Genomic DNA, 526 nt, shown 5'->3' on the forward strand with positions numbered 1-526 from the left:
GGGATTATCGGGGCTGACGGAGAATTTAAAGGTGTGGCACCGGATGTAGATCTTTACGCTTACCGTGCACTTGGACCAGGGGGGAGCGGGACATCGATCCAAGTAATCGCCGCGATGGAGCAGGCGATTGAGGATGGTGTTGATATTATCAATCTGTCACTGGGCAATACAGTCAATGGTCCTGACTTTCCGACGAGTGTGGCCGTTAACCGAGCCGTTGATCTCGGAGTTGCTGTGGTTATCGCTAATGGTAATGCGGGACCGGCGAATTGGACAGTTGGTTCACCAGCTACCGCATCAAAAGCGTTATCAGTCGGGGCATCAACGTATCCGGAAAAGGTTCCCTACCTCTACGAATCCTTGCAGGACAAAGCCATTCCGCTTCAATCAATGAATGGTGCACCAGCTTGGGACTTTACCAAGGACTATGAAGTGGCGTCAATTGAAGAAGCCAATTTACGCGGAAAAATTGCTGTCGTGGCGCGAGGCAATAAAGTTCCATTTTATGATAAAGCAAAGAAGGCGC

Annotated in this window: 1 protein-coding gene; it reads left to right on the forward strand. The window is 50.2% G+C overall.

The genetic code is table 11. The features are described 5' to 3' along the window. On the forward strand, positions 1–526 hold a 526-nt coding region (locus AC3G7N_RS22555), incomplete at both ends, for a S8 family serine peptidase (RefSeq protein ID WP_489424329.1).

It is taken from the genome of Virgibacillus carmonensis (assembly GCF_057836705.1).